Origin of the sequence: Xanthomonas sp. NCPPB 4037, from assembly GCF_041475695.2 — a bacterium.
GTDB lineage: Bacteria > Pseudomonadota > Gammaproteobacteria > Xanthomonadales > Xanthomonadaceae > Xanthomonas > Xanthomonas campestris.
Genome location: NZ_CM191261.1, coordinates 61,946 through 86,110 on the forward strand (window position 1 = coordinate 61,946; position 24,165 = coordinate 86,110).

The window sequence follows — 24,165 nt, forward strand, 5'->3', positions numbered from 1 at the left end:
GTTCTCCTTAGAAAACTAAGTGCTCGGGAAGTCGGCAGTTACAGCAGCATCGCGCCACCGAACGAACTCTTCTCGCATGTTGTCGATCTTGCGTAACGCGTCTTCATAAGCGCGCTGACCAAGCAGTAGGCGCTCAGGTGGTTTTGGTGTGTCGATCGCGCGTACGATGGCGGCGGCAGCGCGGGCTGGATCTCCTGGCTGCTGACCGACTGATTCGTGATAGGCCCGGCGCGCACGTCCCGCGGTGGCTTCGTAGTCAGCAATTGTTTCGGCGCTCTCCTCTGCCGAGCCTGCCCATTCCGTACGAAATGCGCTGGGTTCAATGGTCAACACACGAATTCCCAGCGGCGCGACTTCGTGGCGCAATGCATCCGACAAGCCTTCAACGGCGAACTTGCTGGCACAGTAATGGCCCACTGCTGGGTAGCCACACAGGCCACCAATGGAGGTGAGGTTGGCCAACGTGCCACGGCGCTGACTACGCATTACGGGGAGCGCCGCCTGGATCATGTTGGCCGTCCCACGGTAGTTCACCGCAAAGAGACGGTCGATGACACTGGCCGGGGTCTCTTCGACGGCGCCGAAGTACCCGATACCTGCATTGTTGACAACAACATCGAGACGGCCGAGGCGCCGTTGGACTTCTGAGACAACGCTCGAGCACTTGCTTGCATCGGTTACGTCGAGAGCAAGCAAGGTGGCATTGGCATAAGCTCCCAGCTCTTGAATGCTGTCCAGGCGTCGGGCGGTGGCAACTACCTGGCGCCCCTGTTCCAAAAGGTGGAGGGCGAGGTGGCGCCCGAATCCGGTTGAGCAGCCGGTGATCAACCATGTTTGGTTTTCAGTCTGCATGGTGTTCCCCTGGAAATGTGCGGAAGTCACTCGTCGAGCGCTTGCTGTACGTGCGGATGTCTGGCTCGGAATCGCATAGGGACGGCACTAGCTGCATGAACGCCCGAACGTAGTCCGTTGCCATGTGGAAGTCGAAGTCTGCTTCGCTACGCCAGTCCTCCAAGACGGTCCATAGGCCGTCGTCGTTGCTGTCCTGTAGGATTTCGTAGCGCATGCTTCCTGGCTCGGCCCGGCTGGGGCCAACGAGAGCTAGCAGTTGCTCACCAAGTGCTGCTTCTTCACCATGCTTGGCAGCGAAGAAAGCGATCTTGCTGATTCGTGTCATGGGAATATTCCTCGTGAGGCTGGTACTCGCAGCCCCGCCACTGTGGCCGGGGCTACGACCGGCGTTGATCACCAAGGCTGGTCTGTGGGGAGCACGAACAGCTCAGCAACGTTGACGTAGTCCGGCGCCTGCAACGCAAACAAAACGGTGTTGGCGATATCGGATGCCTGCAGGAATGCCATTTGCTCACGCAGGCCTTCCATCTGCTCCCGATAGTTCTTGTCACTGACGTGTTCGAAAAGCTCTGTATCCACGGCCCCAGGCTGAATACAGGTCACACGGATATTGTATTTTTTTGCCACTTCGAGGCGCAGGCCTTCGGAAAACGCTGTGACTGCATGCTTGGTCGCGCAGTACACGGACAAGCCCGGAAATACTTTGCGTCCGGCGATCGAGGATGTATTGATGATGTGGCCTTGGCCTCTTTTCTTCAGATATGGCAGAACTGCAGCAGTACTGTTCAACAGGCCCTTGATATTGACGTCCACCATGCGGCTCCACTCGTCGGTTTTCAGAGACTCGATATCCGAGATGGGCATCAGCCCCGCATTGTTGAATAGGATATCGATGCCGCCGTAGGCGTCTGCCAGTTGCGTCGCACCTGCTTGGACAGAGGCAGGATCCACTACGTCCATCTCGATCACTAAGGCTTGGCCGCCTGCAGACGTAATTTGATCCGCCAACGATTGCAGTCGATCGGTACGTCGTGCGGCCAGACCCACCTTTGCACCATTTGCTGCCAGCTTCAGAGCGGTAGCAGCGCCAATGCCGCTGGATGCGCCGGTGACAAGAGCGACCTTATCTTTGAGGTTCATGAGATTCACCTTTCAGTCGGGGGAAGTGCCTCCGATGCACAGTGCGTCGGCTTGGCACGGGGCGTAGGTTGCCCCCGTCTGGGAAGTGCTTCTCTCGTAGTTTTGCCGTGCTTGTCGTGATCTTGCGCTTAGGTGTCGCCGCGGTACTCGCGGGGAGTCACGCCGATCTCGCGACGAAAGACCTGCGAAAAATGGCTGGCGCTGGAATAGCCTACTTCCAGGCCGATCTCGATGATCGGGCGTGACGTCTCGCGCAGCAGCCGCCGTGCATGCTCCATCCGCATTCGGATGAAGTAGCGTGACGGGGCATAACCGGTATTCTGTTTAAAGGCTCTGCAGAAATGGAACTCGCTTAGGCCAGCCGCGCGAGCGAAGCGGCCGAGTTCGAATTCATCTGCGAGGTCTTGCTCCATCAGAGCAATGGTGCGACGAAGCTTGAATGCGGGCAGGCCACCGCGCGGACGTCGCCTTGTGTGGGCAACACTGCCATAACTTCGGACCAGATGGATTGCCAGGCTCTGGGCCAGTCCTTTCACGAAGAGCGGACTGGGCGTATGGCCGGACACCAGTTCTACCCGTAGCGGCTCCAGCAAGCTGGACAGCAGGGCGTCGCGCGCTCCAGAAACATCTCGTAGCTCCAATTCGCCAGTGCGGGTGAAGACCTCTTGGAAAGCACGCTGCAGCAACGGCAGGCCTAAATACAAATGCATGACCGCGAATGGCTCGCTCCCTTCAGCGGTCCAGCAAAGCTCATAGGGTTCAGTTGCGTGAGTAAGAAAGAAATCGCCCGCCGAGACCCTATTTTTTTGCCAATCACCGTTGAGTTCGCGTTCCTCCACCACCGCTTCTCCGGAGAGTACCCACACGACCAGTGGCTCAGGGACCGCGGGTATGAGCAAACACTTCTGCCTCCGGTCGCGCTCGAAGATCTGCACCAGCAGATTCTCCCAGGCGCTGCCTTCGCTGCTGGCCATGCACTTGCCGGGTATCCTCAGGTCTAGTGCTTCGGCTGAAGTATGGGCAGAAGTGGGCATCAGCAATCTCTGTTAGGACAGCGCTAGAGATTGGACTAGGTTCGGCCGAGCGGGCGACGAGAGATTCAGAACATCCTTCAGGTGCTTTGCCTCATCCACTGGACTACGGCCAAACATCCGCTTGAACTCACGGCTGAACTGAGATGCGCTTTCGTACCCGACACGCTCAGAGGCGCTAAGCGCGGTGAGCCCTCCTCGAATCATCAAAAGCCTTGCCTGGTGAAGCCGCATGGCCTTGATGTATTGAATAGGAGACGTAGCGGTAACCGCTTTAAAGTGGGCGTGGAACGCGGGAATACTCATGCTGGCTTCATTGGCAAGGGTTGCAACATCCAAGTCGTGGTTATAGTGACTGTGAATGCGGCGCAAGGCCTTTGCGATACGGCTGAAGTGGCCGCCTTGGGCCAGCGCCGCGCGCAGACCGCCTCCTTGCTCACCTGCGAGCACCCGGAAGGTCAGCTCCCGCACCACGCCCGGGCCAAGTAATTTGGCTTCGGTAGAATCGGTCAAGGTCTCCAGCAGCCGCACAGTTGCGTCGGCAATACGTTCGTCGATCGGTGTGGCGTACATCGTGTGGGGTACCGGGGGGGCGACCTGATGACCTTCATCCACAGCCAGGGCCAACTCAGCCGTCATGGCTGGATCGATTCGCAGCGCAACGCCGAGCATTGGCTCCTGTGGACTCGCCTCAGTCTCGATTTCGAACGGAAGCGGCACCGCGAGTACCAAATAATGCTGGGCGTCGTAAACATAAGTTTTTCCGCCATGAAAGCCCCGTTTTCGGCCCTGTGCCACGATCACGATGCTGGGTTCGTAGAGGGCAGCTGTGCGCTCTAGAGGCCGGTTAGACCGCATTAGCGTTACGCCCTCAAGTTGCGATTGGGTGTAGCCCTCTGCCGGTGCGAGCCGATCAATCAGATCGACCATACGTGCTTGGCGGTTGAGCGCGGCGGGGGAAGCGTCAGGGTGAGGCATCGGGGGCTCCTGGAGAGGAGCAGGCTATATATCACCAGATGGAAGGCACTGCATGATGGCCGTGTAGAGGATTGTGCAATGTCAGGAGATGATCCGGTCTTAGCATGGACCCCGGTGATTCCTAGCATGGCAACACCTGGCGCGGTCCACCGCGATCTCACCAGAGCCCACACTTGAGGCCGCCATGCCATGTCATCCCACACTGTTGTGGCGGCTCCCTTTCTAGTGCTGTGCGCTTGCAGCGCAGCGTAAATCTGGAGTCTGCCTATGAATACTTCTTCTTCTAAGCTGGTCTTGGTCACAGGCGCCAGCAGCGGCATCGGCGAAGCAACAGCCCGTTCCCTTGCCCAGCGGGGCCATCGTGTAGTGCTTGGGGCACGTCGCACCGACCGGCTTGAAGCACTCGCCACACAATTGCGCAACGATGGCGGACAGGTGGCGTTCCGAGCCCTGGACGTGACAGATATGCAGGACATGGACGCTTTCGTTGCTTTCGCTGAGGCCACCTTCGGCCCTGTCGATGTCATCGTCAACAATGCTGGCGTTATGCCACTGTCACCACTGAAGGCACTCAAGATTGACGAGTGGAATCGGATGATCGACGTGAATATCCGCGGCGTGTTGCACGGGGTCGCTGCCGTGCTTCCCGGCATGGAGGCACGTGGCCGTGGGCATGTGATCAACGTGTCGTCCATCGGCGGCCATTCGGTGTCTCCGACCGCAGCGGTCTACTGCGCCACCAAGTATGCCGTCCGTGCCATCTCCGACGGTCTGCGCCAGGAGACGGACAAGATTCGGGTCACCGTGGTGTCGCCGGGTGTAGTCGCCTCAGAGCTCGCCGACACGATCTCCGACAGCAGCGCACGTGATGCGATGAAGACGTTCCGGCGTATTGCTTTGCAGCCGGAGGCCATCGCGGCTGCCATCACCTACGCGATCAGCCAGCCGGACGAGGTCGACGTCAGTGAACTGATTGTGCGGCCAACTGCCAGTCCTTACTGAGAAAGTTGCAGGTCCCAGTGACGGGAATGTTTCTCGGACAACCCCCGCTTATGGCGTCTGCATCGAGGCGCTACAACCTAGCCTCAAGAGGTCTTTAATGAACACGCATTCCTATGTCGGCATGTGGGTAACCGCCGACGGCAACATTCGCCATGAACTGCTGCCCGAAGGGCGCTATGACGAAGCACGCGGCATGCATCGCAGCGCTTATCAGGGGAGCTACACGATTTCTGGTGATCACATCGACTACGTAGACGATACCGGCTTTACCGCCGATGGCGAATTCATCGACGGCGTATTGCATCACGCAGGGATGCTGCTTTACCGCGAACAGTAGTGTCGGCGCCACTTCATTATCATTAATTGGAGAAAGGAAATGTCTGCTTTTTTGATTGGAAACGTCGAGATTCATGACGAGAAAGCGATTACCGAATATCGCCGCAGGGCGCTGCCGTTAGTCGAGAAGTTCGGTGGGAAGGCAATCATTATTGATGCCACGCCAGTGGTTTTCGAGGGAAAATGGGCGCCCAAGAACATGATCCTGCTTGAGTTCCCAAATATGGAGTCTGTCAAAAACCTGCTGGCGTCGCCTGAGTATGCACCGCTCGCCGCCCTGCGGTGCGCCAACGCGCACACCGATCTCGTCGCTTTCGGCACGGACTAAATTCTGGAGTCAATAATGTCTACGATCTCTGATCGTTACGCTCTCGGACTTTCGACACTGAACGCCATAACAGGACGTACTGGCGAAGCGGTAGTCGAAAGCTTGAAAGACATCGCGCCTAATTTTTCAGATTGGATTGTCGCGTTTGCCTACGGAGACGTCATGGCCAGGCCTGGCTTGGAGAAGCAGGTCAGGCAGATCGCCACGATCGCAGCATTGACTGCGCTAGGGACTGCGACATCGCAGCTCAAGGTGCATATCGATGGCGCACTGAACGTGGGGTGCAAGCCGAGTCAGATCACCGAGACCATCTTGCAGATGGCGGTATACGCAGGATTTCCGGCAGCCATCAACGGGCTGGTAGCCGCCAAAGAGGTGTTTGATAGACGCGAAATAACGCGCGTGCAAGAAACGGAGTAGCAGCATGGCGCTCTTCGAATCCTTCCTGGTTCTGCTCCTGCTTTCAGCGGCGTTGCTTCAGCTTGCGCGCCGCGTGAAGCTTCCCTACCCGACGATGCTGGCCCTTGCTGGGGCGGTGGTGACAGTGCTTCCGTCGACGCCGCAGATAGGGATCGACCCACATCTTGCCCTCGTCTTGTTCGTCGCGCCGGCCATTCTAAGCACCGCCTACGACACATCACCCTATGAACTTCGTCGGCATTGGGCCGCGCTCGTCGCTCTGGCATTGGTTGCCGTGCTGCTGACCACAGCTGCGGTGGCTTGGGTCGGATGGGCTCTGGCTGGGCTGCCCTGGGCTGCGGCCATCGCGCTTGGTGCGATTGTCGCACCGCCCGACGCGGCTGCTGCACAAGCCGTTCTGTCCAGTCAGGGGTTACCCAGGCGGACGATGACTGTGCTACAGGGCGAGAGCCTATTCAACGATGCGGTGGCTCTGCTGGTGTTCTCAGCGGCGGTGAGTTCGTTACGGTCTGAGCCGTCCATCTCAACAACATTGCTTTTGGGCCTGGCCGCCCCCGGCGGGGTGCTGCTGGGCTGCATTGCCGGCATCTTGTTTGTGTGGCTGTGGCGTTTGTGGGCCGGTACGCTCAGTTCTACAATTCTTGAGTTTGCTTCCACCTTTGGCGTCTGGCTGCTCGCAGAAAGGATGCATGTCTCGCCAGTGCTTGCGGTTGTGGCCTACGCCATGTGGGTTGCGCGTTCTGCGCGACACCATCAATCTGCGCGAGATCGTATCCATTCGTTTGCGGTTTGGGACGCGGCAGTCTTCATCCTGAACGTCATTGCATTTCTCCTCATGGGTCTGCAGGCCCGCACAATACTTTTGCGATTGGACAGGGCGGGCATTGTTGAGGCACTTGCTTTTGCTGCCGCGGTGTTCCTCGTCGTCGTTGTCGTCCGAATTGCATGGGTCCTGAGCTATCGGCTGCTTCTGGGACCCTGGTTGCCCTCGCTGCGGCAGCAACCTGCAGGAACAACGCGGACACGCCTTCTGGTGGGATGGTGCGGGATGCGTGGCATCTTGACCTTGGCCACGGCAATGTCGTTGCCGACGCAATTTCCGGGGCGGGACCTGATTGTATTGAGCGCGTTTACCGTAGTGCTTGGGACGTTGATCGTGCAAGGCGCGACAATCGCACCACTGATGCGCTGGCTTGGCATCCCGAAGGACACCACGCTTGAGCAGGATGTGGCGCTGGGCCGCACTGCTTTGGTGCAAGCACGCTCTCTCACGATTTCCGGCAGCGATGACACGCACGAATCAGCCGATGACATTGAGCGTGCGTCGGTGGCAGCGCAACGGGTTGCGCTACAACGTCTACACAGCGACAACCAGATTCCCCAAGACGCGTTCCAGATTCTGCAGGAGGAGCTGGACTGGCGCGAGCTGAGCTTGACGCCGCATGCGAAGCGAGAAATAAGCGAAGCCTAGCTCTGCGCCGAGTAATCATGCTGGTGCCGGGCGCGGCGGCTCGGGCCCGCAAGGACTTTCCTGGCGCGATCGTGTGCGTGCTGCCGCTATGCGCGTCATTGCGTCCTTGCTAAGATTTTTGAAGTGAACATGCTGATGGCCGCAAGGGCGAAGCGGGGAGCTGCTCTTGTAAGCGTCCACGGTCTATCGGGCTGACCGCTCCGAGATGGGTCACCAATCCGCGTATCTCCAATCCGGTCGTAGAGGCCGTGCCCAATCCCTGTGGCGCAGGGCTCCCCGATGGAGCGGAATGTAGATACGGCCATAGGCGTGGGTCTATCCATTTGAAGCGGCAACCGCGACGGCACCGGTGGGTCAGAAGTATGTGGTCAAACGTTTGGGGTAGTGCGATGAGGGTGATGGTGTGGAACTGGGTGCCCTGGAGCTACCGGCTCTGCTTGACCTTCTTGCTTGGCCTAGGGCTTTGCGCCTCATCTGAAGTCCTTGGTCAACAAGCGTCATTTGTCGTGGACCGGTACCGGGTCGACACATGGAGATCTCAGGGTGAGATCAAACTTGCCTTCACCTCCAACCTCGTCCAGACACGAGACGGCTATCTGTGGCTTTCATCTCAGTCGGGGTTGTTGCGCTTCGACGGCTACCGCTTTAAGGCGTTCACTGCTGACAACTCCCCCGCATTGCGTGGTCGCATCCGCCTCATCACCATCCCGCTGGCTGAAGATCGCAATGGGGGCCTCTGGGTGGGGAGTGGGAGCGGTGTGTTTATGCTCACTGCCGGCACGCTTCATTCAGTGACCACAAACGAATCGTTCAAGTCAGACATTGTCAACGTGGCGGCGGTCGATGGGCACAATCGCCTCTGGGCAGTTACGCGGAGCGGCCGTATTTTTGTCATCGATCAAGAGGGGCGACAGCAAGAGGTTAACGGGACGGTCATCAGCTACGCCGGAAGCAGTATGTCGATCGACAACGGCGGAGATATCTGGATCGCAGCAGGCGAAGATGCGGTTTACCGTGTCCACAACGGTGCGCTGACGAAAGTCAACTTTCCGGGCGGTGCCAGTTTGGGGAATACCAGTCGGGTGTATGCAGCACGCGACGGCTCAGTCTGGTTCGGCACGGAGTCCGCGGTATTCCGTTTGAGCCAGGGTCGGCTTCGTCGTTTCGCGCTTCCTCCTACGGAAGGCAGGGGCTCTGTGTCAGTTATCACCGAAGGGGCGGACGGGACGCTGTGGATCGGCACGCACGGCGCCGGCTTGCACTGGTTTGACGGAAGTCGATTCCAATCTTTCTCGCGCAAGGATGGATTGTCGGACGACCGCGTCATCGACATCCTCCCCGACCGGCAGGGTAACGTCTGGGTCGCCACACGTGACGGGCTGAACCGATTTCAGCCACTGCCCTTTTCCTCGTACACCACCTACTCAGGGCTGCCCGTCGAAATGCCAGGAGGCATGACGCGGGACACCACGGGCGGCGCCTGGCTGGCTCCCCCAACAGGCGGTGTGTTCTTTGGGAAGATCAACGCGAAGGGCGCACTGTTTAATCGGGTCGATCGGATTGGAGGTGACTTCGTCACTGCGATGACATCGGCGCGGCAGCGGGGCGTGTGGATCGGTCAACCCGACGGTACCGTCATGCGCTTGGCCGAAGGGAAAAGAACGGCTGATGCGGTGTTCAAGGGCCTACCACCGGTCACCGATCTTGTAGAGGACGCTAGCGGGAAACTGTGGATTGCTACTTGGCGAGGGCTGTATCGCGCTAGTGGCAGCCAGCTAACTCGTGTTGAGCAGCATGGTCGTTGGCGCGATGAGTATTTACTGCGGCTGTTTGAGGACACGCGGGGAACGATCTGGGGCGCGGGGCTGACAGGCATCAGCCGCGTCGACGCTGCGGGCAAGATCACCTTTGTACCGTGGCCCGAGCATGTCGCTGTGCGTGCGAATGTGCTGTTTGAAGTGGCGGGTGGAGCGATCTGGGCTGGCTCGGAGGAAGGCCTGGTGCGGGTGTCAGGAGGTCGCTTAGCGGTGGTAACTGCCCGACAGGGGCTGCCCGCCAGTTGGGTTGGCGCCGCCGAGTCCGATGCGTCAGGTCATCTTTGGCTCGGTCAGTTGGGTGGCATCACCCGGCTTGATATCGACGAGCTCGAAGCAGTGGCGGATGGGGAGCTGGACCAGCTTAAGAGCAGCTATCAAAACGACTGCGCAGCCGCCAGGCGGGCGCGGCCGGTGCTCGGAATCGGCATGTACCCACGTACATTCCGGTTCCTCCGCGCCGTCCGCACCCACCTGACGACTGCTCGCTACGTTTTGTTAGCCGCTCTAAAGACGTCGCAAGCTACAAGGCACTCGACGGCCTTCCGGGAGGAGATCCGGCGGCTTGGCCGCATCCTTGGTCGTACAAGGATCAGAGCGGGAAACTTTGGTTCGCCATGGGACACGGCATCGTCAAGATCGATCCGGCGGATGCAATCAGGCCTGTTTTCTCGCCAAAGGTTTTAATTGATGAGGCTGCAATCGACGGTGTCTCACAGTCCGATCCGCGACAACTGACCCTTGATGCAGGAGCACGAAGGATCGACTTCACCTACACGGGCGTCGATTTATCGCATGGACCTGATATCCGCTTCCGGTATCGACTGGACGGCTTTGATCCGGATTGGGTGGATGCCGGAACGCAACGAATGGCGTCATACACGTGGCTAGCGCCTGGGTCTTACCGGTTCCGGGTCTCGGCGCGCGACTTGCAAGGCCAATGGACTGCCGCCGATGCGAGCATCGATGTGGTGGTGCTGGCCCCGTTCTATCTACAGGCTTGGTTCCTTCTTACGTCCGTGCTGACAATCGTAGCCGTCCTATGGTTCTACCTTCGCACCATCTCCCGCACACGCACGGTAGCTATTCACGACGAACGCACTCGGCTCGCAAGAGATATCCATGACTCTCTTCTACAGGGATTCGGGGGGATTGCACTGCAACTGCATGCTGTCACGCAGAGCGTCGCGCCGCACACCGATGAGCGGCCTCATCTTGAACGCATTCTCACGCTTATTGATCGGACCCTGACTCGCGCACGCAAGGCTGTGTGGGATATTCGGCAGCCCCACGAGCTTGGCGACCTCGCCGCTGCCATCTACGCGTCTGCTCATCAGATCTTTGCCGAGACTGATACCAGCGTCGCGCTAGAGCTGGTCGGACGCGTTCGCCACTTGCATCCGGACGCCACAAGTGAATGCGTGCGTATTGTCGAGGAGGTGCTCACCAATGTCCGCAAGCATGCCCACGCAGCGCACGTCGGAATCAAGCTCGTCTACACCTGGAATCATCTGCAGATCAGCGTCCGTGACGATGGATGTGGTTTCGATGCCGAGCAACTTCCCAATCGGAGTGGTCACTGGGGGCTGCAGGGAATCCGCGAGCGCGCGCAAAGGGTGAAGGCACGTGTGTCGATATCCGCATGTCCGGGCACAGGCACCGAAATTGCACTCAGAGTCCCATTGATGCGCTGGCTGAGTTGGCCGTTGCATCTGCTCGACCACAGCGTTCGACGTCAGGTGCCATGACGGATCTCCCCACCGCTAGCCAGATGTAAGCGCTTTCAGCCAATACTAGCCAATCGGTCAATTGTTCCTTCCTTCCGCTACGTCCACCCTGTGCCGATGTCTGCCGACACCAACCACTGTGAGTCAGTCCATTCAACGGGTCGACGGATTCGTGTAATGGCAGTAGATGACCATCCTATCTATCGCGACGGGCTGGCTGCGGTCTTGTCACTGCATGAGGATTTGGAATTGGTAGCGGAGGCCGGAGACGGTGTCCAAGCCATCCTTGCGTTCCGGGAGCACCAGCCTGATGTCACGCTCATGGATCTCAGCATGCCGGTGATGGGGGGCGTGGACGCCATCTCGGGCATCGTGGCCGAGTACCCTGCTGCTCGCATTATCGCCTTGACGACTTACCAGGGGGATACGGATATCCATCGTGCGCTTGAGGCAGGCGCGCGCGGCTATTTGTTGAAAGACGTGCTTCGTAACGAGGTAGCAGACGCGGTGCGCGCTGTCTGGCAGCAGGGGTGGATACTCCCGGACGCTATCGCACGCAGGCTTGCGCAATACGTTCCCCGTGTGGAGCTCACCAGCCGAGAGCTAGAGGTGTTGAAGCTCATCGCGAAGGGATTGCGCAACAAAGAAATCGCCGAGCACATCTGTAGGACCGAAGCGACAGTCAAGGTGCACGTGCTGCACATCCTTAGCAAACTTCGTGCTCAGGATAGAACGGAAGCGGTCATCGTCGCGCTCAAACGGGGCATTATTCATCTGCCTTGATTCACCCTTTTGCCCTGCTGTGTTGAGCAGCTGCTTGGAACTGATCACTGACACATCCCTTCGCAATGCACCGCGTGGCTGCACGGGCTTGTACGCCGCGCCGCACACCCTACGCGATTGATCTGGCTCCCGACATCCATCAAAAGGCGTAGATAAAATCTGAGCCGACGATGGATGTTCGCATGCAGACCTTGCCAGTAACGTGACTCCACTCTTAGGGAGAACACCATGGCAAATGAAATGCAGAACAACAAGGTTGGGCTAGAGGCTCTGCTTACCCCCGACAACTGCGTCCTGGTGCTGATCGATCACCAGCCGTTTCAGGTGAGCGGCGTCAAGAACATCGACGGCGCCCTGCTCATCAATAATGTGGTGGCTCTTGCCAAGTCAGCCAAGGTGTTTGGCGTACCGACATTGCTGACAAGCGTCGTCCAGGATCGCGGCGGTTACATCGTCAAACCGCTGCTGGACGTGTTTCCGGAGCAGACGCCCATCGACCGAACCACAATCAACACGTGGGAAGACACGGCCTGTGTCGAGTGGGTCAAGCGCACCGGTCGGAAGAAGGTCGTCATCGCCGCGCTGTGGACCGAGATCTGCCTTGCGTTTCCGGTGATCCAAGCGCTGGGTGAGGGCTACGAGGTCTACTTCGTCACAGATGCCTCCGGCGGCACCAGCGTCGAGGCTCACGAAATGGGTATCGCCAGAATGATACAGGCGGGTGCAGTGCCGCTGACCTGGGTCGTCTTCGCATACGAACTGCAGCGTGACTGGGCGCGGGAAGAATCAGCAGCGAAGCTGGTCGAGGTGTTGCTACAGCACGGCGGTGCAACGGCGACCAATCTGGCTTGGGAATTCCAACTGCTGGCAGGCAAGGCCGGCGCTGGCATCTGAGCGGCTGCGCACGCCCCGACCGCGCTAAAAATCGTCACGCCAAACATCTGAAGGAATTTCAATGGCCAAAGTATTGGTGCTGTATTACTCGTCTTACGGGCACGTCGAAGCGCTGGCCGAAGCCATCGCACAAGGTGCTCGCAGTTCTGGCGCGACTGTTGATATTCGCAGGGTACCGGAGACCGTTCCCGAAGAGGTGGCGGTTAGAAGCGGATTCAAGCTCGATCAGTCGGCACCAGTTGCCAGGGTCGAGGAGCTCGAACACTACGATGCCATCGTAGTAGGAACCGGAACCCGTTATGGCCGCATGTCCTCGCAGCTTGCTTCTTTTCTTGACCAAACAGGTGGCCTGTGGATGCGCGGTGCGCTAAACGGAAAAGTCGGTGCGGCGTTCACCAGCTCCGCGACTCAGCACGGTGGGCAGGAGGTGACGTTGTTCTCGATCATCACCAATCTGCTGCACTACGGGATGACCATCGTCGGCCTCCCTTATAGCCACCAAGGTCAGATGAGTGTCGACGAGATCGTGGGTGGTGCGCCGTATGGGGCCACAACCGTTGCTGGCGGTGATGGCTCCCGTCGACCCACCGAGATAGACCTGGCTGGCGCACGGCATCAGGGCGAACTAGTTGCTCGGACCGCAGCGAAGCTCTTCGACTGAAACAAGAACGTGCCTAAGCGGATTTTCAACGCCGCATTGAGTTGCACCAGGGACGTCGTTTTCCTACTGATGGAGTTACCAGTGAGCCAGGCATCTGAAGTGGCCAAAGCCATCGTGCGCAAAAATACCGAGCAGGTACAAGGGCAGGGTGACTTCGCGCTGTTCGAGGAACTGTTTGCAGAAGATTTCGTGGACCATACGCCCCAGCCGGGCACAACGGCCAACAAGGATGGGGTACGCGTGCTCTACCGTCGGCTGCGCGATGCGTTTCCGGACTTCCGTCCGGTCATTCACTGGCAGACCGTCCAAGACGACGTAGTCACGACGTTCAAAACCTATCACGGTACCCATCTCGGACCACTGTTCGGGATCGCGCCGACCGAACGTAGCGTCCAGTTCGAGACTGTTGATGCAATGCGTGTGCGTGACGGGAAGATCACAGAGCACTGGGGCGTGGCCAATCTTTACTCGCTGATGCAGCAGCTCGGGGCATTGCCGTCTTGAAGTGCAGTTCCTGCCACATCCAACCTCACACACAGATTGCAGGCCTAGAGCATGACTATGCACGTTCATCCATTTGCTAAGCAGTCTTTATTGGCAGGACTGCCTGCAGATCTCCTTCGCGTCGATCGTCGCCGAGCCAGCCAACATGTCTGATATCGATTTGAACAAGGCGCTCGTGCGGCGCTACTTCGACGCATTCAACCGCGGTGACTTGACGCATCTAGCAGACATTGTCACCCAGGATTACGGTGATCGCCTGGAAGGGCAGACAGCAGGGATCGACGTCATCCGCAACTACTTGCAGGGCTTGAAGAACAGCTTCCCCGACTTTACCTGGACCATCGAGCAGATGCTTGCCGAGGGCGATCGCGTTGCAGTCATGAATCGGGTCTCTGGAACCCACCTTGGTGACTTCGGCGGTATCGCAGCGACCGGAAACCAAGTGGACTTTCTCGCTTTCCAGATTTATCGGATCCAGGACCGAAAGCTCGCAGAGCACTGGGAGGTTGCGGATTTTGCAACCTTTCATTCCCAGCTCGGTGCGACGCATCAAGTGTCGGCGTTCCGTAACTTTCAGAACGTGCTGAACCACGCATCCGAAAAAAGTGAGTTAGCGCCATGACCGATCTTCTGGCGGGCAAAGTGGTCGTCGTCACGGGAGCAGCAAGTGGGATCGGTCGAGCAATAGCGGTTGCAGCTGCCCGGCACGGCGCTAAGGCGGTTGTCGTTTCCGATGTCTCTGAGGCGCCCCGTGAAGGTGGCGAGTCAACGACCAGTGTGCTGATGGAGCTGGGTATACGCTCACGCTTTGTCACTGCTGACGTGAGCAAGCGCGATCAAGTTGATCAATTGGTTGATGCGGCTGAGGAGTTTGGTGGCGTCGATGTCATGGTATGCAACGCGGGAATCACGCTGCGCGCTGATGGTGTCGATGTTGCCGAGGACGCTTACCGGCACCTGATGTCGGTGAACCTAGACGGCGTCTTGTTTTGTGCGCAGGCGGCAGCAAGGCAGATGCAGAGCCATTCCAAGCAAGGCAGCATTGTCATGATGGCAAGCATGGGCGGGATCAAGGGCGCGGGCATGACGGTCGCTTATTCCACCAGCAAGGGCGGCGTCGTATTGATGGCCAAAGCGATGGCCGATGCGCTCGGCCCGACGGGTATCAGGGTGAACGCAATCTGCCCGGGCACCATCGACACCGCATTACTGCGCAATACGCCAGGCGTGGCAGAAGCATCTGAGGGCTTTCGGAAACGAACACCGCTGCGCCGACTTGGCAAGCCTTCCGAGATCGGCGATGCCGTGGTCTGGCTGGGATCGGATATGTCTAGCTATGTCACCGGAATCGCCTTGTACGTCGATGGTGGCTTGCTATCGGTGCTATGACCGGGGCGGGTTATCGCGCTTAGTAAAAACGCTGATTCACACTCACATAAGGGGAACCATCTGTATGTCGACAACAACAGTTTTCGCGCGCACCACTGACTCCGGCTTAGAGCAGCTATCAAAACTACTGCGCAGCCGTCAGGCGGGCGCGGCCGGTGCTCGGAATCGGCATGTACCCACGTACATTCCGGTTCCTCCGCGCCGTCCGCACCCACCTGACGACTGCTCGCTACGTTTTGTTAGCCGCTCTTAATCCCCGCACTGGCGCTGCTTGGAAGGCTACTTATGGCCGTGCTGTTTCTGATTTCGGGGGTCGGAAAAGTGGTTGCACCCGAAGCGACCATCGGATATATCGCATCCGCAGGCCTGCCATTGCCCCAGTTGGCGTTCGGTACTGCCGTCCTTGTAGAAATCCTCGGAGGTATCGCCTTGGTGCTGGGTTTTCGTACCCGGTGGGTAGCTGCAGTTCTCGCGCTGATGTGCATAGCAACGGCCTTGGGCTTTCACGCCAATTTCTCGGACCAGAACCAATTGATCCATTTCCTAAAGAATCTGACCATGGCTGGCGGCTTCATGCAGATCATTGTGTTTGGTGCCGGTAGCTACAGCCTGGATGCCCGGCGAACTTCGCTGCAGCCGGGGGCGTTGTAATCGCAGCAAACCTGCGGCGTCTTTTTTCTGCTCGTTATGAAGCGTCTGCCGACCGTGGAGCGTACCGGCGGAGCGCAGCGTGCGCCTCAACAATCGTATCTTGGCATCTCATGAGTCTTCTATGACAACAACAATTCGATTTCGTCAGTACGGTGGCCCCGAGGTGCTGGCGCCAGAAAACGAACAGGTAGGGCCCCCCGGCGTTGGCCAGGTTCGACTACGCCAGGAGGCGATTGGCGTCAACTTCATCGATACGGCGTTTCGCCTTGGCATCTTCCCAAGGCCGTTGCCAGGGGTCACCGGCGTGGAAGGCGCGGGCATCGTCGAAGAAGTAGGTCCCGGAGTAGAGGACATCTCTGTCGGTGACCGAATGGCTTATTTTCTGTCCCCAGGCGCGTATGCCGAAGTACGCCTAGTCAACGCGGCCGATCTGGTGCGCTCCCCAGCTGATCTTTCTTCCTCCCAGATCGCGACGGTACTCACTAAGAACCTGTTCACGATCTTTCCTGATCAGTGCAGACTATGCGGATGCGCCAAAAGACCTATCCGAGCGACATGAGCCGGGAGCAGTTCGAACACGTGCTGCCGATCCTGGAACAAGCGCGTAAGCGCACCAAGCCACGCCGTGTGGATGTGTATGAGGTGTGGTGCGCAGTGTTGTACGTGCTGCGAACCGGTTGCCAATGGCGAGCGTTACCCAGCGACTTTCCGAAATGGCGGACCGTGCACTCGTACTTTGCCAAGTGGAGCGAGTGCGATGATGAGGGAGTGAGCCTGCTGGAGCAGGCACTTAAAAAATCAGGTTGGCGTGGCCCGCGCCAGACAGGAGCGCAACGCTTGCACCAGGTTCTTGATCGTGGACGCGCAGAGCGTAAAGAACACGGACACAGCGGGGCAAAAGGGATATGACGCGGGCAAGAAGGTGTCGGGCATCAAGCGGCATATCGCTGTTGATACTCAGGGATTGCCCCACGCAATCGCGGTGACGACGGCGGAGGTGACCGACCGCAAAGGTGCGCTGCAGGCGTTGGAACGCTGCCAGTCAAACTTGACGCATGTACAAACCTTACTGTGCGACAGCGGTTACACCGGAGTACGGTTTGCCGACGGCGTGCGAGGAATTTTAGGCGAGCAGCTCACGGTGCAGATTGCCAAGCGCAGCGAACTGCACACCTTCAAGGTCATGCCCAAGCGATGGATCGTCGAGCGTAGTTTTGCTTGGCTGGAGAAGAACCGAAGGCTATGGAAGAACTGCGAGCGCAAACTCAACACCAGCCTGCAGTTCATCCATTTGGCCTTCTTGGCACTATTACTCAGAAGATCGTGAACAGGTTCTAAGGGCTTGACCGCGTGGACTGCGATCAATGGCTTCCATCCCCTCAAGCCTGGTGAGGTCGTCTTGGTGCAAGGCGCTTCCAGCAATGTCGGCACGCTGCTCTCGCGCTGGGCTAGAACACGGGGCGCCATGGTGATCGGAACCGCCAGCTCGGAAACCAAGCGACTAGCACTACACGGAGCAGTGGATCACGCACTGCTGTCGAGCGACGCGCAGGTAACCACCCAAATCCGTGCCTTGGCACCGAAGGGCGTTGATGTCGTCTACGAGTTCGTTGGCAAGGCGACCTTTGCAACATCAGCGGCTACGGTGCGCGATGGCGGCACACTCGTCACGATCGGCGCTGCGTCGGGTGCACCGGAGGTGGATCAGGCGAGCCTGGCGGCGCGAGGCGTCCGGATAGTTGGCGGCCCCATGGCGCAGCATCTCCAGGGCAGGGCAGCGCAGGCAGCCAAAGACGTGTTCGACGCATATCGCAGCGGTGTCTTCGGAACACTCTCAGCCACTACTTATCCGCTTGCTAGCGCGGCACTCGCTCATGCAGACATCGCTGCAAGGACAGTCGCCGGTCCAATGTTGCTGATGCCATGAATATGCATGGCCGCGCACGCTTAGCAAGCACGAAGTAGAAAATTTTCTCCTGTCAATAAAGATTGAATCTCTGTCATCGTGGCCGTGATGCGAAGGCAATTTTCCGGCGCAAAGTTAGCTGCGCAGCAGCGGCGTCGTGCTCCGCGCAGTGCCGCGTATGCCTTACGCCATGTCAGAGGTCTGCGCTATGGAGCTAGTCCACTGTGCCGCAGATGCTTCGGCAAGGGGCGCTGCCCAATTGACGAGCGATACAAGCGGGTGCGCGAGGTTCACCCGCCTGGTCCCCCTTCGCTCTTGGCACGTCTTGAGCGACTAGTGGGGCGGCACGCGCTACGCACTATTGGGCAGATGCACCGATAGAAACCGGCAATCCCCGCACACGAAAAGGTATTCGCATGATCAGCGCGTCTGCCTAAGATTTGATCACTGCCAAGCAATCCACACATTGCCGGGACTAAGAGCGGCTAACAAAACGTAGCGAGCAGTCGTCAGGTGGGTGCGGACGGCGCGGAGGAACCGGAATGTACGTGGGTACATGCCGATTCCGAGCACCGGCCGCGCCCGCCTGACGGCTGCGCAGTAGTTTTGATAGCTGCTCTAAGACAAGAACCTTCAACCAAGGAGCATCCCATGATCAATCAAGCGAACGAGCAACTTATCCGCGAGTTGTATGACGCCGTCAACAGCAAAGACCTGCAGACAATTGCCAGCTACGGAGCGCCGGAGAGCGAATGGCTTGACGTTCCGTTCAATTTCACCACATACGGCATCAATGCCATCCTCGATCCGTGGAAGAGCTGGTTCGGTATCTTCCCGGACGCCACCTGTGAGCTGCGTAGCATCATCGCAATCGATGACTATGTGATCGCACAGGGCATCGGCCGTGGCACACACTTGGGTGTATTCAACTCGCCTGCTGGCGAACTGCAGCCCACTGGCAGGCCAATGCAGGTGAATTTCTGCGATGTCTATCGGCTCAAGGACGGAAAGATCGTCCGTGCTGACTCCTACTTCGATTTCTATGACGTGCTCAAGCAACTCACGGCGAGCGCCGTAGCCTGAGTACAGGCTATCTTCGCGATGCGCTGATGCAATATCACCAGCACGCATCTGACCATGGCTGTGATCGCAGATTCCTGAGTCATGTTGATCACACGCTCTTCAATGCTGTGGGCACGGCGCCATGTGGCTCATAGACCCGGCCACTAGTCAGCACTGATGCATGTGCGTGCTGACTGTTGGTCCGCATCAGCCTCTTGCCATTAGAGGTTTCGAAGAGTGGCGCAGCACGTGCTCACGTCATAGAGACGTCAGTCGCCATGGCGCAGAAAGCCTGGCAATCATCCAAGCCGTGCCATCTGCGCGCAAAGACTCCCTACCTATGCAGGAAACGTATGCCGTTCATCCACTGGCTCTGTCTCGGTCTTGTGTTTTCTACAGCCGTAGACGACGCGACAGCGTCCGTCGCATGCGCGTCGGTTGACCGCCAAAGATCCACTGCGAACATCCGGCTGGACAATGACTTGTTGGGCGGAAGACATCAGGATCGTGGCTATACCAATGGGATCCTGCTTGCCTTCACCGGACATCCTTTCGACGAGCCGGGAGACATGTGCGCTAGCTGGGATAGCCGAGCCACGATGTGGCTGGTCAAATGGATGTTTGGCGGTAAGAAAGGTCAGGGCAGCACGGCCGTGTCGGTGGAACATGCGATCTTTACTCCGACTCAGGCTAGCCGCAGTGATCTCATCGCGGATGACCGCCCTTATGCCGGCGTACTGTTGGTCAGCAGAAGCTACAGCATGCGAGAAGCCAACTTGCAGCGAGGCGTTCGATTGACCATCGGTGTCGTCGGCCCAGCGGCGCGCGGGAAGCAGGTTCAGGGGATGGCACATGAAATCACCGGCGGTCAGCGCTTCCTTGGCTGGGATCACCAGTTAAAAGATGAGCCCATCTTCAATGTTGGCTATGAACACCGACATAGATCACCCACCAGACGGCTGATGGGTGGTTTGGAATCCCAGATGATCAGCCGCTGGGAGGGCCAGGTTGGCAACCTCCTCACCGCAGCTGAGGTGGGGGGAGAGTTGCGCCTAGGATTTCGGCTGCCCAATGACTTTGGAACAACGTCCTTTCGAAGCGTTGGTGAAGGCCTGGTTTGGAGCGAAGGTGACGCCTTGCGCCAATGGTCAGGTCATCTATTTCTAGGCGCAACCGGTCGCTTGGTAGCCAGGGATGTCACGCTCGATGGCAACACTTTTGCAAATAGCCACAGCGTTAGCAAACGCCCGCTGGTCGGAGTGATCAGTTACGGCGTTGACGTTGCGAAAGGCCGGTGGCGCATCGTTCTCTCGCGAATGCATGCAACACGTGATTTCGATACGCAAGCGGATGCACCGGTTTATGGAAGCGTGGCGGTGACCTATGTGCTGTAGGAGGCGTTGGCGTCACACATCTAGCTAGCGGCGAGGTTCGAGAAAAGAGTCCGGCCAACTCAGACCGTGATCTCCAAGATTGAAAGGGGAGAGAGACGCCTGGATTTGGTCGAGTTCGTTTCGTTATGCCGAGCCATGGGCCTGTCTGCCCAGGAGCAACTACCGCTATTGCTCGCGGACTTTGAAGAGCTTTCGGAGAACGCTTGGCGGCGGTTGCGTAACAACACTTAGATCGCCGACTAGAAAGATGAAGGCCTGTCAGGTCCGCAAGCGACATCGCGTATGGGGGGCATTCCGGTGGCCGCAGGTTCCCACCCCCGCTCGCGAGCAGCCTCGAAGCTGCAGTAGCCCCATCCGGTAGCGATCAAGATGCCTCGACACTGATGATCCATCTTCGATCAACCAGGAACTGTCAGCCCTGGTGCCAACGGCTGCGCACTGCTGAGACCCTTCTGTTCAAGGCTGCCACTCTCACCTTCTGCCGCAAATCACTCTCACGTTCCCTCCTGAAATCTCACCTTCTGCCCAACCCAACAACCTCCTGCTCAACCGCACCAACGGCACCCTGCCATCCGACCTATTGACTACAGCTGTCGTCAGGCCTAGCGTAGCGACAACTGTAGTCAGGGAGTCGGGCATGCGCGGCAAGACCATCGGGGACCAGGAGCTGGCCCTGCTGCAACACATCGAGGAACAGCGGCACGCCAGTGTCGGTGAGGTGGCTGCGGCGTTCGGCGAGCCGCGTGGGCTGGCGCGCTCGACCGTGTTGACCATGATGGAGCGGCTGCGCACCAAGGGCTTCCTGCGGCGCAAACAGGTGGATGGTATGTACCGCTACAGCGCCACCGCTGGCCAGGACGATGTGGTGCGTGGGGCGGTGGGGCAGTTCGTGGAAAAGACCCTGCAGGGGTCGGTATCGCCGTTCGTGGCGTGGATGTCGCAGCGCGCCGAAGTCAGCGATGCCGAACTGGCCGAACTCGAAGCATTGGTTGTCAAGCTGCAATCGCAGCGCAAGGAGGATTGAGTCATGTCGCCCCTGATCGAAGCGGTGTTATGGAAGCTTGGCGCCACCAGCGTGCAAACCGCGGTGCTGGTGTTGGTCGTGTGGGCGCTGTGTCGCGGCGTGCGCCGTCTGCCGGCGGCCACGCAAACCTGGTTGTGGTGGTTGGTGGGTGTGCAGGCGCTGGTTGGCTTGGTATGGAGCAGCCCGGTGCAGCTGCCGGTGCTGCCAGCGCATCACCTGACCACTGCGCTGGGTTCGGCCGATAGCCTGGCCCCGATGGCAAACGCCGCCGCGGCATCCACGGCCGCACATGCCAGCGCCACCGCGCAGGCGATGCAGGTCGGCTCCTGGCCCACCGTTGCGATGGCATTGCTGGCGCTGTGGGCGGCGGGCGTGCTGGTGCTGGCTGCCGGCACGGCGCGCGCCTATCTGCGCAGCCGTGCATTGGTGCGTGCGGCCGAGCCCTGCACCGACCACGCCTTGGTGCAGGCGTTGCAGATGGCCTCCGAAGCGCATGGCTTATCGCGCCCGCCGGCCCTGCGGTTGTCATCGCAGATCGATTCGCCGCAGTTGATCGGCCCGTGGCAACCGGTGTTGCTGTTGCCTGCTGCACGTCTGCCGCACATGGCCGATGACGATCTGGACATGGCGCTGACCCACGAGTTGATCCATCTGCGCCGTGGCGATCTGTGGTGGGGCTTGTTACCGGCATTGGCGCAGCACCTGTTCTTCTTCCACCCGCTGGTGCATCTGGCCGCGCGCGAATATGGCATCGCCCGTGAAGCCGCTTGCGATGCTGCTGTGGTCGCCGGGCACCGCCATTGCCGTCACGAGTACGGCCGCTTGTTGCTGCAACTGGGTGTGGCGCCGCGCCCACGCGGTGGCGTGGCGAGCGCGTCGCCCTCGTTTATCAGTTTGAAGCGCAGGCTGTCGATGTTGCAGGACACCCGCGCGTTTCCACAGCTGGCCGCCGCGGTGATTTTGGCCACAGTAGCGGTGTGCGGTGTGCTGCCGCTGCGTCTGGTGGCCAAGCCGGTACCGGTGACGTCTCCCCGCATGCAGCCGGTTGTGGTCACTGCCCCGGCAGCAGCACGCGCTGCACGCGCACAGGTCAACACTGCAGACGCTGCAGCACCGATGACCGCGTTGCCTGCACCGGCGCTGCCGGCTGCTGCGCCCGCGGAAGCGGCCGCCCCTGCCACGCACGGTGTCATCGCCGATGTGCTGGGTGCCGAGCCGCTGCATGACGCGGATGCGGACCCAGCGGACAGCGGCTGGAATCTCGACCTGGACCGCATCCGCCGCGATGCCACCCGTGGCGCGCAAGCCGCGGTGCACGACGCGCTCGCTGCCAACAACCAGGACCTTGAGATGCAGCAGGAGCGGATGCAGGAAGCACAGGACGCATTACAGGAAGCACGCGAACAACTGGCCTCGTTGGGCCCGGAATTGGCCCAAGCCAAACAGGACGCGCAACAGCAAGCACGCGAAGCCGAGCAACAGATTCGCGAAGTGGCGCAGCAGCATCGTCAGGCGCAATACGCGTATGCCGCTGCGATGCGCCAAGCAGACGCGCTGTCGCGGCAGCAGGTCGAAATGGCCAAGCAGGCCGCGCGTCAGGGCCGCGCCGAAGCCGAACGCGGGCGACGGGAAGCGGCACAAGCGCAACGCGAGGCAGCGCAGGCGCAGGTAGAGGCCGAAAAAGCGCAAGTCGAGGCAGACCACGCGCAAGCAGAAGCAGAACGGGCGAAGAACAGCTAGGAGCCATCGACGAAACGGCTGCGCTTACCGTCAGGCGGGTGCGGTCGGTATCAGGAGCCGGCATGGACCAAGCGCGGGTTTTGGCGACGAATCCCTTCATAGCCTGCTAAAAGCAGCTATCAAAACGACTGCGCACCCACCGCGCGGTGAGCGCAATCTTTTTCATTGCGCTTCAGCGCAGTTACTGACGCCAAGCACCTGCCGGCGCAATGCGCTGGTATCGCATCGCTACAGGTAGCACCTGCTTCACCACGGGCCCGCCACAGCCCGGCATTTCCTGAGTCTGGACGCCTGCAGCGTCGGCAACGCCGTGCCGTGTATTCGCAGTTCTTGATCCACCTGCGCAGTCAAGCAGGCACCCGTTGCACGTTGAGGAGATCGCAGATGCATCAAGTCACAGTGTCACGTCGCTGCGTAGCGCTGTAACGCAGAGCGTTAGACGCACCACCTGAAGTCAAAGCAGGCCACGCCACCGGCTTGCCCGCCGATCCACCGATCCACCGAGTTTCGACGCCCACAGCGTCGGCAACGCCGTGGGCGCGCGTTTGTTGTTCCCCAATTCGTCTGCGCATACGTGCAGGCGGAACCAACCTTTCAAGGAAATTGCACATGCGCCAGATCAACCTTCTACAGCGGTACCTGCGTGATGCGGTGCTACTGGCACTCGGTGCGTTCGCCGCACCTGCAGTGATGGCGACACCGCTTGCACCTGCGTCGTTGGCAAGCGCGGCGCCCGCAGCCGCCGCTGCGCCGTTGCCGCCTGCGTCGGCAGTGTCGCCCAGCGCCACAGCGCAACCTGCAGCACCGGCTGCTCCGGAAACAGCATTGCGCGCTGCATCGCCAGCACCTGCGGCGCGCGCACGCCACGCCCAACCTGTTGCGCCTTCTGTACCGGCCGCACCCACAGCATCACCGCATCCGCCGGCGCCACTCGCGCCTGTCTCATCTTCGACGCAAGCGGCGCACCCCTTCGTTGTTCCGCGGCCACGCCAAGTCGCACAGCATGCGCTGCCAACCAGCCGTACCTGCGGCACCGCGACGCCAAGTACGCAAGACGA

24 protein-coding genes, 3 other RNA genes and 2 pseudogenes are annotated in these 24,165 nt (G+C 59.5%); 23 read left to right on the forward strand and 6 right to left on the reverse strand.

The window, feature by feature from the left end:
- Positions 1–15: 15 nt before the first annotated feature.
- From ACCQ01_RS00280 to ACCQ01_RS00300, 5 genes are all read right to left on the reverse strand, one after another.
- Entirely contained in the window at positions 16–852 is an 837-nt protein-coding gene (locus ACCQ01_RS00280) for an oxidoreductase (RefSeq protein ID WP_228433574.1), read from the reverse strand.
- Positions 842–1,177: a putative quinol monooxygenase gene (locus tag ACCQ01_RS00285; RefSeq protein WP_228433573.1), complete on the reverse strand. Its 336-nt coding sequence runs from the start codon at positions 1,175–1,177 to the stop codon at positions 842–844. Before ACCQ01_RS00285 ends, ACCQ01_RS00280 begins: the two co-directional genes overlap by 11 nt.
- 68 nt (positions 1,178–1,245) lie before the next feature.
- Positions 1,246–1,992, reverse strand: a complete 747-nt coding sequence (locus ACCQ01_RS00290) for an SDR family oxidoreductase (RefSeq protein ID WP_228433572.1) — start codon at positions 1,990–1,992, stop codon at positions 1,246–1,248.
- A 128-nt stretch (positions 1,993–2,120) separates the two neighbouring features.
- Positions 2,121–2,966 carry a helix-turn-helix domain-containing protein gene (locus ACCQ01_RS00295; RefSeq protein ID WP_228433571.1) on the reverse strand — a complete coding sequence of 282 codons (846 nt, stop codon included), beginning with the start codon at positions 2,964–2,966 and terminating at the stop codon, positions 2,121–2,123.
- A 72-nt stretch (positions 2,967–3,038) separates the two neighbouring features.
- Positions 3,039–3,953 carry an AraC family transcriptional regulator gene (locus ACCQ01_RS00300; RefSeq protein ID WP_228433570.1) on the reverse strand — a complete coding sequence of 305 codons (915 nt, stop codon included), beginning with the start codon at positions 3,951–3,953 and terminating at the stop codon, positions 3,039–3,041.
- Between the two features lie 315 nt (positions 3,954–4,268).
- On the opposite strand from ACCQ01_RS00300, the gene ACCQ01_RS00305 reads away from it, so the two are divergent.
- The 19 genes and pseudogenes from ACCQ01_RS00305 (at position 4,269) to ACCQ01_RS00395 (ending at position 17,908) form a co-directional block, all read left to right on the forward strand.
- Positions 4,269–5,003: an SDR family oxidoreductase gene (locus ACCQ01_RS00305; protein WP_228433569.1), complete on the forward strand. Its 735-nt coding sequence runs from the start codon at positions 4,269–4,271 to the stop codon at positions 5,001–5,003.
- A gap of 97 nt (positions 5,004–5,100) precedes the next feature.
- Positions 5,101–5,340 (forward strand): annotated as a pseudogene (locus ACCQ01_RS00310) (Atu4866 domain-containing protein); the annotation flags it as partial.
- 39 nt (positions 5,341–5,379) lie between these two features.
- A complete protein-coding gene (locus tag ACCQ01_RS00315) occupies positions 5,380–5,667 on the forward strand; it encodes a DUF1330 domain-containing protein (protein WP_115576228.1) in 288 nt (95 codons plus the stop codon).
- Positions 5,668–5,682: 15 nt separating this feature from the next.
- Entirely contained in the window at positions 5,683–6,087 is a 405-nt protein-coding gene (locus tag ACCQ01_RS00320) for a carboxymuconolactone decarboxylase family protein (RefSeq protein WP_228433568.1), read from the forward strand.
- A 4-nt stretch (positions 6,088–6,091) separates the two neighbouring features.
- Positions 6,092–7,558, forward strand: a complete 1,467-nt coding sequence (locus ACCQ01_RS00325) for a cation:proton antiporter (protein ID WP_228433567.1) — start codon at positions 6,092–6,094, stop codon at positions 7,556–7,558.
- A 956-nt stretch (positions 7,559–8,514) separates the two neighbouring features.
- Positions 8,515–8,901: pseudogene (locus ACCQ01_RS00330) on the forward strand (two-component regulator propeller domain-containing protein); the annotation flags it as partial.
- Between the two features lie 900 nt (positions 8,902–9,801).
- Positions 9,802–9,876, forward strand: a non-coding RNA gene (locus ACCQ01_RS00335) — sX9 sRNA.
- A gap of 113 nt (positions 9,877–9,989) precedes the next feature.
- A complete protein-coding gene (locus ACCQ01_RS00340; RefSeq protein ID WP_228433566.1) occupies positions 9,990–11,120 on the forward strand; it encodes an ATP-binding protein in 1,131 nt (376 codons plus the stop codon).
- 156 nt (positions 11,121–11,276) lie between these two features.
- On the forward strand, positions 11,277–11,882 hold the full coding sequence (locus tag ACCQ01_RS00345; RefSeq protein ID WP_115576224.1) for a response regulator: 606 nt from the start codon (positions 11,277–11,279) through the stop codon (positions 11,880–11,882).
- A gap of 228 nt (positions 11,883–12,110) precedes the next feature.
- Entirely contained in the window at positions 12,111–12,776 is a 666-nt protein-coding gene (locus ACCQ01_RS00350; RefSeq protein ID WP_228433564.1) for a hydrolase, read from the forward strand.
- Positions 12,777–12,837: 61 nt separating this feature from the next.
- The gene (wrbA, locus tag ACCQ01_RS00355) at positions 12,838–13,437 is read left to right on the forward strand and encodes an NAD(P)H:quinone oxidoreductase (RefSeq protein WP_115576223.1); all 600 of its coding nucleotides are present in this window, start codon (positions 12,838–12,840) and stop codon (positions 13,435–13,437) included.
- An 81-nt stretch (positions 13,438–13,518) separates the two neighbouring features.
- Entirely contained in the window at positions 13,519–13,941 is a 423-nt protein-coding gene (locus ACCQ01_RS00360; RefSeq protein ID WP_228433563.1) for an ester cyclase, read from the forward strand.
- Between the two features lie 145 nt (positions 13,942–14,086).
- Entirely contained in the window at positions 14,087–14,563 is a 477-nt protein-coding gene (locus ACCQ01_RS00365; protein ID WP_228433562.1) for an ester cyclase, read from the forward strand.
- A complete protein-coding gene (locus ACCQ01_RS00370) occupies positions 14,560–15,330 on the forward strand; it encodes an SDR family NAD(P)-dependent oxidoreductase (protein ID WP_228433561.1) in 771 nt (256 codons plus the stop codon). Before ACCQ01_RS00365 ends, ACCQ01_RS00370 begins: the two co-directional genes overlap by 4 nt.
- 170 nt (positions 15,331–15,500) lie before the next feature.
- A non-coding RNA gene (locus ACCQ01_RS00375) (sX9 sRNA) lies at positions 15,501–15,575 on the forward strand.
- 40 nt (positions 15,576–15,615) lie between these two features.
- On the forward strand, positions 15,616–15,981 hold the full coding sequence (locus ACCQ01_RS00380; protein WP_267132140.1) for a DoxX family protein: 366 nt from the start codon (positions 15,616–15,618) through the stop codon (positions 15,979–15,981).
- 79 nt (positions 15,982–16,060) lie between these two features.
- The gene (locus tag ACCQ01_RS00385) at positions 16,061–16,540 is read left to right on the forward strand and encodes an alcohol dehydrogenase catalytic domain-containing protein (RefSeq protein ID WP_228433560.1); all 480 of its coding nucleotides are present in this window, start codon (positions 16,061–16,063) and stop codon (positions 16,538–16,540) included.
- Positions 16,510–17,308, forward strand: a protein-coding gene (locus tag ACCQ01_RS00390; protein ID WP_372358844.1) for an IS5 family transposase whose coding sequence is annotated in 2 segments (ribosomal slippage) — positions 16,510–16,781 and positions 16,780–17,308 — 801 coding nt in all. Because the reading frame shifts where the segments join, the coding sequence is not laid out codon by codon here. The genes ACCQ01_RS00385 and ACCQ01_RS00390 overlap by 31 nt, the downstream gene beginning before the upstream one ends.
- Before the next feature lie 15 nt (positions 17,309–17,323).
- Positions 17,324–17,908: a zinc-binding dehydrogenase gene (locus ACCQ01_RS00395; RefSeq protein WP_228433558.1), complete on the forward strand. Its 585-nt coding sequence runs from the start codon at positions 17,324–17,326 to the stop codon at positions 17,906–17,908.
- A 462-nt stretch (positions 17,909–18,370) separates the two neighbouring features.
- Here ACCQ01_RS00395 and ACCQ01_RS00400 read toward each other — a convergent pair.
- Positions 18,371–18,445, reverse strand: a non-coding RNA gene (locus ACCQ01_RS00400) — sX9 sRNA.
- A gap of 93 nt (positions 18,446–18,538) precedes the next feature.
- Between ACCQ01_RS00400 and ACCQ01_RS00405 the strand changes: the two genes are divergently transcribed.
- From ACCQ01_RS00405 to ACCQ01_RS00420, 4 genes are all read left to right on the forward strand, one after another.
- Positions 18,539–18,970, forward strand: a complete 432-nt coding sequence (locus ACCQ01_RS00405) for a nuclear transport factor 2 family protein (protein ID WP_228433557.1) — start codon at positions 18,539–18,541, stop codon at positions 18,968–18,970.
- A gap of 332 nt (positions 18,971–19,302) precedes the next feature.
- Positions 19,303–20,343 (forward strand): lipid A deacylase LpxR family protein, encoded by a 1,041-nt coding sequence (locus ACCQ01_RS00410; RefSeq protein ID WP_228433556.1) that lies wholly within the window; start codon positions 19,303–19,305, stop codon positions 20,341–20,343.
- 637 nt (positions 20,344–20,980) lie between these two features.
- Entirely contained in the window at positions 20,981–21,367 is a 387-nt protein-coding gene (locus tag ACCQ01_RS00415; RefSeq protein ID WP_228433555.1) for a BlaI/MecI/CopY family transcriptional regulator, read from the forward strand.
- Positions 21,368–21,370: 3 nt separating this feature from the next.
- On the forward strand, positions 21,371–23,107 hold the full coding sequence (locus ACCQ01_RS00420) for a M56 family metallopeptidase (RefSeq protein WP_228433554.1): 1,737 nt from the start codon (positions 21,371–21,373) through the stop codon (positions 23,105–23,107).
- Positions 23,108–24,165: the final 1,058 nt, after the last annotated feature.

Coding starts and splice junctions, on each gene's coding strand:
- ACCQ01_RS00280 (WP_228433574.1), bottom strand. CDS start 852: ATGCAGACTGAAAACCAAACATGGTTGATCACCGGCTGCTCAACCGGA.
- ACCQ01_RS00285 (WP_228433573.1), bottom strand. CDS start 1,177: ATGACACGAATCAGCAAGATCGCTTTCTTCGCTGCCAAGCATGGTGAA.
- ACCQ01_RS00290 (WP_228433572.1), bottom strand. CDS start 1,992: ATGAACCTCAAAGATAAGGTCGCTCTTGTCACCGGCGCATCCAGCGGC.
- ACCQ01_RS00295 (WP_228433571.1), bottom strand. CDS start 2,966: ATGGCCAGCAGCGAAGGCAGCGCCTGGGAGAATCTGCTGGTGCAGATC.
- ACCQ01_RS00300 (WP_228433570.1), bottom strand. CDS start 3,953: ATGGTCGATCTGATTGATCGGCTCGCACCGGCAGAGGGCTACACCCAA.
- ACCQ01_RS00305 (WP_228433569.1), top strand. CDS start 4,269: ATGAATACTTCTTCTTCTAAGCTGGTCTTGGTCACAGGCGCCAGCAGC.
- ACCQ01_RS00315 (WP_115576228.1), top strand. CDS start 5,380: ATGTCTGCTTTTTTGATTGGAAACGTCGAGATTCATGACGAGAAAGCG.
- ACCQ01_RS00320 (WP_228433568.1), top strand. CDS start 5,683: ATGTCTACGATCTCTGATCGTTACGCTCTCGGACTTTCGACACTGAAC.
- ACCQ01_RS00325 (WP_228433567.1), top strand. CDS start 6,092: ATGGCGCTCTTCGAATCCTTCCTGGTTCTGCTCCTGCTTTCAGCGGCG.
- ACCQ01_RS00340 (WP_228433566.1), top strand. CDS start 9,990: ATGGGACACGGCATCGTCAAGATCGATCCGGCGGATGCAATCAGGCCT.
- ACCQ01_RS00345 (WP_115576224.1), top strand. CDS start 11,277: ATGGCAGTAGATGACCATCCTATCTATCGCGACGGGCTGGCTGCGGTC.
- ACCQ01_RS00350 (WP_228433564.1), top strand. CDS start 12,111: ATGGCAAATGAAATGCAGAACAACAAGGTTGGGCTAGAGGCTCTGCTT.
- wrbA (WP_115576223.1), top strand. CDS start 12,838: ATGGCCAAAGTATTGGTGCTGTATTACTCGTCTTACGGGCACGTCGAA.
- ACCQ01_RS00365 (WP_228433562.1), top strand. CDS start 14,087: ATGTCTGATATCGATTTGAACAAGGCGCTCGTGCGGCGCTACTTCGAC.
- ACCQ01_RS00370 (WP_228433561.1), top strand. CDS start 14,560: ATGACCGATCTTCTGGCGGGCAAAGTGGTCGTCGTCACGGGAGCAGCA.
- ACCQ01_RS00380 (WP_267132140.1), top strand. CDS start 15,616: ATGGCCGTGCTGTTTCTGATTTCGGGGGTCGGAAAAGTGGTTGCACCC.
- ACCQ01_RS00405 (WP_228433557.1), top strand. CDS start 18,539: ATGATCAATCAAGCGAACGAGCAACTTATCCGCGAGTTGTATGACGCC.
- ACCQ01_RS00410 (WP_228433556.1), top strand. CDS start 19,303: ATGCCGTTCATCCACTGGCTCTGTCTCGGTCTTGTGTTTTCTACAGCC.
- ACCQ01_RS00415 (WP_228433555.1), top strand. CDS start 20,981: ATGCGCGGCAAGACCATCGGGGACCAGGAGCTGGCCCTGCTGCAACAC.
- ACCQ01_RS00420 (WP_228433554.1), top strand. CDS start 21,371: ATGTCGCCCCTGATCGAAGCGGTGTTATGGAAGCTTGGCGCCACCAGC.